Origin of the sequence: Kitasatospora putterlickiae (assembly GCF_039527695.1) — a bacterium.
Lineage (GTDB): Bacteria > Actinomycetota > Actinomycetes > Streptomycetales > Streptomycetaceae > Kitasatospora > Kitasatospora putterlickiae.
Genome location: NZ_BAAAKJ010000471.1, coordinates 1 through 7,203, shown reverse-complemented (window position 1 = coordinate 7,203; position 7,203 = coordinate 1). Strand labels below are relative to the sequence as shown.

10 protein-coding genes are annotated in these 7,203 nt (G+C 72.3%); 7 read left to right on the top strand and 3 right to left on the bottom strand.

What is annotated here, in order from left to right:
• The 6 genes from ABD308_RS37240 to ABD308_RS37215 form a co-directional block, all read left to right on the top strand.
• Window positions 1–490, top strand: a 490-nt coding sequence (locus ABD308_RS37240; RefSeq protein WP_344345031.1) for a class I SAM-dependent methyltransferase, incomplete at its 5' end; no start/stop codon positions are given.
• Window positions 491–526: 36 nt separating this feature from the next.
• Window positions 527–1,102 (top strand): TetR/AcrR family transcriptional regulator, encoded by a 576-nt coding sequence (locus ABD308_RS37235; protein WP_344345029.1) that lies wholly within the window; start codon window positions 527–529, stop codon window positions 1,100–1,102.
• Window positions 1,103–1,191: 89 nt separating this feature from the next.
• Window positions 1,192–1,980: an SDR family oxidoreductase gene (locus ABD308_RS37230; protein ID WP_344345027.1), complete on the top strand. Its 789-nt coding sequence runs from the start codon at window positions 1,192–1,194 to the stop codon at window positions 1,978–1,980.
• A 144-nt stretch (window positions 1,981–2,124) separates the two neighbouring features.
• Window positions 2,125–2,613 carry a hypothetical protein gene (locus ABD308_RS37225; protein ID WP_344345025.1) on the top strand — a complete coding sequence of 163 codons (489 nt, stop codon included), beginning with the start codon at window positions 2,125–2,127 and terminating at the stop codon, window positions 2,611–2,613.
• A 116-nt stretch (window positions 2,614–2,729) separates the two neighbouring features.
• Entirely contained in the window at window positions 2,730–4,127 is a 1,398-nt protein-coding gene (locus ABD308_RS37220; protein ID WP_344345023.1) for an aminotransferase class I/II-fold pyridoxal phosphate-dependent enzyme, read from the top strand.
• 271 nt (window positions 4,128–4,398) lie between these two features.
• A complete protein-coding gene (locus ABD308_RS37215) occupies window positions 4,399–4,914 on the top strand; it encodes a hypothetical protein (RefSeq protein WP_344345021.1) in 516 nt (171 codons plus the stop codon).
• Between the two features lie 23 nt (window positions 4,915–4,937).
• On the opposite strand, the gene ABD308_RS37210 is transcribed toward ABD308_RS37215, so the two are convergent.
• The 3 genes from ABD308_RS37210 to ABD308_RS37200 are packed head-to-tail and all read right to left on the bottom strand — an operon-like array spanning window position 4,938 to window position 6,983.
• Complete coding sequence (locus tag ABD308_RS37210) at window positions 4,938–5,339, bottom strand: SgcJ/EcaC family oxidoreductase (protein WP_344345019.1); 402 nt, start codon at window positions 5,337–5,339, stop codon at window positions 4,938–4,940.
• A gap of 40 nt (window positions 5,340–5,379) precedes the next feature.
• Window positions 5,380–6,588 carry a hypothetical protein gene (locus ABD308_RS37205; protein ID WP_344345017.1) on the bottom strand — a complete coding sequence of 403 codons (1,209 nt, stop codon included), beginning with the start codon at window positions 6,586–6,588 and terminating at the stop codon, window positions 5,380–5,382.
• Window positions 6,585–6,983: a winged helix-turn-helix transcriptional regulator gene (locus tag ABD308_RS37200; RefSeq protein ID WP_344345015.1), complete on the bottom strand. Its 399-nt coding sequence runs from the start codon at window positions 6,981–6,983 to the stop codon at window positions 6,585–6,587. Before ABD308_RS37200 ends, ABD308_RS37205 begins: the two co-directional genes overlap by 4 nt.
• A 73-nt stretch (window positions 6,984–7,056) precedes the next feature.
• Here ABD308_RS37200 and ABD308_RS37195 point away from each other — a divergent pair.
• Window positions 7,057–7,203: NAD(P)-binding domain-containing protein (locus ABD308_RS37195; protein WP_344345037.1), on the top strand; the 147-nt coding region annotated here is incomplete at its 3' end.

The window sequence follows — 7,203 nt, the reverse complement described above, 5'->3', positions numbered from 1 at the left end:
CGCCTGGGCGGGCGGCGTCGGGGTGGCCCGGTACGTGCTGGACCACCCGGAACTGGTCGCCGGGCGGTCGGTGCTGGACCTCGCGGCGGGCTCCGGCCTGGTCGGCGTCGCGGCGGCGCTGCGCGGCGCCCGGTCGGTGCGGGCCGCCGAGATCGACGCGTACGCCGTCGCCGCGATCGAGGTCAACGCGGCGGCGAACGGGGTGGAGGTGGCGGCGGCGGTCGAGGACCTGCTGGACGGCGACGGCGCGCCGGCGGAGGTGGTGCTGGCCGGGGACGTCTTCTACGAGCGCACGATGGCCGCCCGCTTCCTGCCGTTCCTGCAACGCGCCCGGGCGCGGGGCGCCGTGGTCGTCGTCGGTGACCCGGGCCGCGCCTACCTGCCGCGCGAGCGCTTCACCGCGCTGGCCGCGTACGAGGTCCCGGTGGTCGCGGACCTGGAGGACGCGGCGCTGAAGACGACGACGGTGTGGGGGCTCGCGGGTCAGTAGTTGACCCTGAGGTCAAATACTCTCTACGGTGGCGGCATGGGCAGGCCGAAGAGCTTTGAACCGGACGTGGTCGTCGCGCGGGCGATGGAGACGTTCTGGACCAAGGGCTTCGCCGGAACCTCCCCGGCCGACCTCGCCGAGGCGACCGGGGTGGCGAAGGGCAGCCTGTACCACTCCTTCGGCTCCAAGCGGGAGTTGTTCGGCAAGGCGCTGGAGCTGTACGGGCGGACCGGTGCGGAGCTGGCCGAGGAGGTCCTCTCCCGGCCGGGCACCGCCAAGGAGCGCGTCCGCGCGTACTTCACGCTGCTCGTGGATCTGGACCTGGACGGTCCGGTCCGGCGCGGATGCCTGGCACAGAACACGGTCGAGGAACTCGGCGTGCGGGACGAGGAGGCCGCCCGCGCGGTGCACCGGATCGAGCAGCGCATGATCGGGCTGCTCGCCGCCCGGATCGAGGAGGGCCGGCTGGCCGGCGACGTCGACCGGGGCGTGGACGCGGGCGCGCAGGCGCTGGTACTTCAGGCCACCCTCTCGGGGCTCCGGGTGATGGCCAAGACCTTCGACCGGGCGGTCCTCCACCGGATCATCGACACGGCGCTGGCGGGCTTCTGAGGCGTGACGCCCGTGGCCGCGGCTTTTTTGCGCCCTAATTTTTGACCTCAAGTTCAAAAACCGTACGGCATCCAAGGAATGGGGAGATCATGGACCTCGGCATCAGCGGGAAGACCGCCCTCGTCACCGGCGCGAGTCGCGGCATCGGCCTCGCGATCGCCCGCACCCTGGCGGCGGAGGGCGTCCGGGTGGTGGGCGCCGCCCGGACCGTCACGCCCGAGCTGGAACAGGCCGCCGCCGCGGTCGTGGCGGTCGACCTGAGCACCCGTGACGGGGCGCGGTCGGTCGTCGAACGGGCGCTCGCCGAGGTCGGCGGGATCGACCTCCTCGTCAACAACGTCGGTGCGGGCGACCCGGAGGCGATGTCCCTCAACGGCTTCCTGGACTCCGACGACCGGCTGTGGCAGCGGGTCTTCGACCTCAACCTGTTCAGCGCGATGTGGACCACCAAGGCGGCCCTGCCGAGCATCCTGGAACGCGGGGGCGCGATCGTGAACGTCTCCTCGATCAACGCCCGGACGCCCGCCGGAGCGCCGGTCGGCTACGCGGAGGCCAAGGCCGCGCTGAACCTGTTCGGCAAGCGCCTCAGCGAGGAGCTGGCACCGCGCGGCGTCCGGGTGAACACCGTCTCCCCGGGCCCCACGACCAGCCCGCAGTGGACCGACCCCACCCGCCTCGGCGGCAAGGTCGCCGCCGCCTTCGGGGTCGACCACGGCGACCTGCTCGACGACCTGCCCGCGAGGTTCGGCATCGCCTCGGGCCGCCTCACCGCCCCCGAGGAGGCGGCGGCCCTGGTCGCCTTCCTCCTCTCCGACCGCGCCGGCAACGTCCACGGCGCCGACTTCGTCATCGACGGCGGCACCCTCAAGGCCGCCTGACCGCGGCCGCGCCGTGCGCCTGGTGCGAGGGAGCCGCTGCGGCGGGTTGGGCCGACCGGGTGGGGTCGGGCGACCGGTGGTGTGGCGGAAGGTGGAGGGCGGGAGCCTGGGGGTGTGAGTGTTCGGGGCGGTAGTGATGCCGGTGTGCTGGGTACGGCGCTCGGGGTGGTGCTGGCGTTCTCGCTGGCCGAGGGCTCGTGGGAGTGGTTCTCCACGTACCTGGGGCTGACGCTGCTCGCGGTGGTCCTGGCGTTCGGGCGCGTTCCGGTGCGGGGCGGCGGCGGTTACGGGTGGAACCTGGCGGCGTACTCGCTGGTGGTGGGCCTGTGCGTGGCGCTCGCGCTGGCGCCCGCCTTGCAGCGCTGGGACTGGCTGTTCCCGATGGCCGGCACGCGGGCGGGGTGCGTGCAGGCGGGCCGGTACGAGAGTCTGCACGCCCAGGCCGCGCTCGGGGACCTCGCCGGGCGGGACGCGGCCGCGCTGGCGTACGCGCAGGAGCGGCAGGCCCGGGTGGCGGTGGACGACTGCCTCGCCGCGACCACCACGCGGTGGCTCCCCGTGTACGCGCTCGGCACGGCGCTGGTGGTGAGCGGGGGCGCGTTGGTGTGGGGGAGGGCGCGGCGGCGTGGGTGAGCTTCGGTCCGCGCCGCCGGATCGGGCGTGGATGGCGGGTGGGGCGGCGGGGGCGTGGTGCGCTGGAGCCCGATGTATGCGAACCGTCCCCGCCTCTGGAAGTGAGCCGTCCTGTCATGACCGTTTCCACCGAGCTCGCCGAACTCCTTTCCCGCATCCCCGACTTCGAACAGGCCCTCGCCCTCCAGCGTGACCTGGAACCGGACACGGCGATCAACCTGTCCGTCGCGGAGAACGTCCTGGTCTACCAGGACTCGATGCAGAAGATGGTGTTCGACCACATCGACCTGCTGCCGGAGAAGTACATCCACTACATCACTCCGTACGGCACCCCCGAGCTGCGCCAGGAGGTCGCGGCGCTGCTGTCCAAGGCGTTCGACGTCGAGGTGCCGTGGGCCGACGTGTTCGGCGCGGGCGGCGTCGGGTCGGCGCTGGAGTGCCTCGCGTTCGCGCTCCAGGACGCTCCGAGGGAGGGGGAGGCCGGCCCGCCGCCGCTGAAGGAGGGCGACGCGGTGCTGCTGCCGGCGCCGTACTGGCAGGGGTTCAACTGGTCGTTCGAGCAGCGGCCGAAGCTGACGTGCGTGCCGGTGCCGCTGGCCACGGAGGGGCCGGAGCGGTTCCGGCTCACGCTGGACGCGATCAGGGAGGAGTACTGGCGGTACTACCGAGTGCACGCCGAGTACCCCCGGCTGTTGGCGTTGACCAACCCGCACAACCCGTTGGGGGTGAACTACGGGAAGGAGCTGCTGGACGAGATCTACGAGTGGGTGCTGAGCGAGACCGAGATGCATGTGATCTCTGATGAGATCTACTGCCATTCGCAGGTCGACGGCGTGCGGGTGCCGTTCACGAGCGCGTTCGCGCTGGACGCGTACCGGCAGGCGCCGGAGCGGATCCACGTGGTGTGGGGGTTCGCGAAGGACTTCGGGCTCTCGGGGTTCCGGACCGGGTTCGTGGTGTCGAACTACGGCCCGGTGCGGCGGGCGATGCTGGGGACGGCGGGCATCGAGGAGAAGAAGCACCCGATGCCGTGGTTCACACCGGTCGACTCGCTGAAGCACTACGTGCTGGGTGAGTTGCTGGAGAGCACGGTGAACGGGGCCGGGGCGGAGCTGTACACCACGTACGCGATGCGGCGGTACAAGGAGCTGCTGAGCGAGAGCTTCGAGAAGGTCCGGGCCCGGCTGGTGGAGAGGGGGATCGAGTTCGTCCACACGGAGGGCGACAACCCGGCGCAGTTCTTCTGGCTGGACCTGACGGCGTACCTGGGGAAGCGGAAGGGGGAGGCGCCGTGTGAGCCCCAGAAGTTCACGCCGTCCCATGAGATGGACCCGGACGAGCAGTGGCTCTTCGAGTACTTGAGGTGCGAGCCCACGGAGGTGACGCTGCTCCCCGGCCAGACCATGCACTGCCCGGCACCCGGCTTCTTCCGCCTGTGTTTCACGGCGTATCAGTCGGATGTGGTGTGTCAGGCGATCGATCGAGTGGCGGAGGCCCTGGCCCAGTTGAAGTAGGGATGTAGGGGAGTGGTGGAGAGGTCGGGCCCCGGAGGAATTCGTTCCTCCGGGGCCCGACTCCTGTTCTTCGCGCTTGGATTACAGGGGTGCGAACGAGTGGGCGGTGCGGACCATTGCCATCGAGTCGGCGGGGGACAACTGAGAGCCATGAGCATGATCGACAAGGCCACTCGCTGCGCCCGCCGCTGACCGCTTCTCCTGGCGCAGGAAGTCGGCCCGTCCGACTTCCTGCGCCATAACCGCTTGACCGCTACGGCACCATGGAACCGTGATCGACAAGGAACGCGCGATCAGGCTCGTCGAGTCCTACCTGGCCGGCGACGGGCTGGACCGTGTCATCTACGCCGTGGACGAGTACTCGGTCGGCTGGCTCGTCTTCTGGGGCCCGCTCCGGTCCGCTCGTGCCGGCGGTGAACCCGGCGGACCCGTCGGTGGGGACAGTCACGTCCTCGTGGACCGGCACGACGGAAGCCTCCACTACGTCGCCGACGCCTGGTGGCCGACCGAGGGATGGGAGGACCACTACCTCCTCCAGACCAAGGGCGTCCGGCGCCCCGACCCGCTCGCCGCCGAGGTCCGGGAGCTGGTGAGGTCGGCCGGGGTCGTGCCCGCCATGCGGCACCTGCGCCGCCGGGCCCCGCGGTTGGGCCTGCCCGAGGCCAAGGCCTACCTCGCGGCCGTGCGGGACGGCGCCGAACCACCGGAGGACCTCGCGGCCCTCACCCGCGAGGAACGGACCACGCCGTTCTGGCCCGTCGACACCCTGGCCGGCCCGGTCGAGTAGCGTGCGCGGCGGCGGACCGGTCCTCAATCGACCCGCACTTCGGTGTTCTGGCAGGCGTGCAGCAGCCAGTTCCCGTCCTCCTGCTTGGTCATGACGTAGAGCGGGGCGCCCTCCGTGTCGCCCGCCGCCGAGTGGTAGACCTGCCGGACCTTGACGGCCGCCACGTCGGGCCGCAGGAACCGGGTGTGCACCGCCTCGTAGGTGACCTCGCCGTCCCAGCTCGCGTTCGGCAGGACGGCGCGGGTGAACTCGGCGATCGCGTCGAAGCCGATGAGGACCTTGCCGTGGGCGGTCGTCCAGAGGGCCTCGGGGTGGAAGAGCGCGAGGAATCCCTCGACGTCCTTGGAACGCTGAGTGCGCTCGACGGTGGCCACGACCTGTTCGATCGCCTTGATGTCTGCGGTTTCTGAGTTCATGTGGATCATCCTGATACCTCAAGTCGGCTTGAGGTCAAGGCGGTTCAGTTCAGGTGAGCGCGCAGTTCAGGACCCGGCCGTCGGACGTGCCGACGAGCAGCCGGCCGGACCGGGTGACCGTGAGCGCCGTCGGCACGGCGGGGACGCCGGCGACGGTCAGCCGGTGGCGCCGGCGGAGGCCGCCGTCGTGGAGGCCGAGCGTCAGGATCTCGCCGCTGCGGTAGGCGACGTGCACGGCGTCCCGGTCGGTGTCGAGGTCGAGGTCGGTGGCGACGTGGTCGGTGCGGAAGACCCAGCGGGGCGCGCCGTCGCCGGCCGCGCGGCGCACGACGAAGGAGCCGCCGGGCTGCAGCCCTTGGCCGTGGTGCACGGTGCCGGCGTGCACCAGGTCGCCGTCGGCGGTCTCGGCGCCCGGCCCGGGGAAGTGGGTCTCGCCGGGTACCCAGGAGAGCGGGAACAGGGGCCGGTCAGGTGCCCCGGTGGTGCGGCGGTCGCGGCCGCCGTACCGGATTCGCAGTCCGTCGGAGGGGGCGGTGCGGTTGGGAGGCTCGGGGTCGTCCTCCTCCCGGGCGAGGGTGGCCAGGACCGTGCCGTCCGGCGCTTCCTCGACGGCGAGCACGTGCCGGCGCGGCTCCCGGTCGGGGCTCAGTGCGTCGAGCGCCCGGCGGGCCGCGGCCTCGCCGTCGGGGCGCGGGGCGGGCACCCGGGGGCCCGCCAGGTCGGTGCCGGTGAGCGAACCGGGGGTGACGGCGCGCCAGTCCGGCCGCCGCACGACGGCGAGGTGGCCGTCGACATGCGCCTTGCGGTCCTTCCAGTCGTCGGGCGGCGCCATCAGCACCCGCAGGGCCTGCTCGTCGAGCCAGCTCAGCCCGAGGACCTGGCGGCCGAAGTGGTCCTCGATGAGGGAGGTGGCGGCGCCCGTCTCCCAGTCGAGCAGGAACAGTTCCCCCTCGAACAAGTAGCCGCCGTCGTAGCGCCCGGTGCCGACGGCCAGCAGCGGCGCCGTCGGGTGGAAGGCCAGCGCGTGCACCGGGAAGCGGGCGCGGAGCACGGCCCGGCAGCCGAGGTCCCCGGTGCCGTACACGCCCACTGTCGCCCATCTGGCGAATGCGGGCTCGCCCGCGACCGCGAGCAGGGCGCGCCCCTCGTCGGGCTCGGCGAGGACGGGGTGGCCGACCTCGGCGAACGGGCGGTGGCCCAGGACGTCGAGGACGGGCAGGTCGGGCAGGTCGGGCAAGCCGCGGGACGGGGAGGTCATGCCGGGGATTCTCCCAGCCGGGTCTCGGCGACTTCCTGGGCGGCCAGCACCTCGTCGCCGTGCTCGAAGGCCCAGGCGCCGACGGCGTCGATGGGCGCGAGGAGGGTGCGGCCGAGCGGGGTGAGCCGGTACTCGACGCGCGGCGGGGCGCCGGGCAGGGCGTGGCGGTCCACCAGGCCGTTGAACTGGAGGCGGCGCAGCGTCTCGGTGAGGACCTTGGAGCTGATGCCGCCGATCCGTTCCCGCAGCTCGACCGGGCGTTGCGGCCCGTCGCGCAGGGCCCAGAGCACCACGGCGTTCCAGGTGTTGGCGAGCAGGTCGAAGGCGAGCCGGGCGCGGCAGTCGGCGAGAAAGGCGTGGGGCGTGGCGTGGGGAGCGGCGTGGGGAGTGGTCACGTACCGAATGGTGCCTGACGAACTCTCTAGCGTCGGAGGCGACGGTTCCGAACAACTGGCGGAGGACTGCGTGATGAGGATCGGTGTGTTGGGCACGGGCAACATGGCGGACGCGCTCGCCACGCACTGGGCGCGGGCCGGGCACGAGGTGACGGTCGGCGGGCGGGACGCCGCCGCGGCCGAGCGGCTCGGCCTCGACCACCGTGCGGACCCGCAGCGG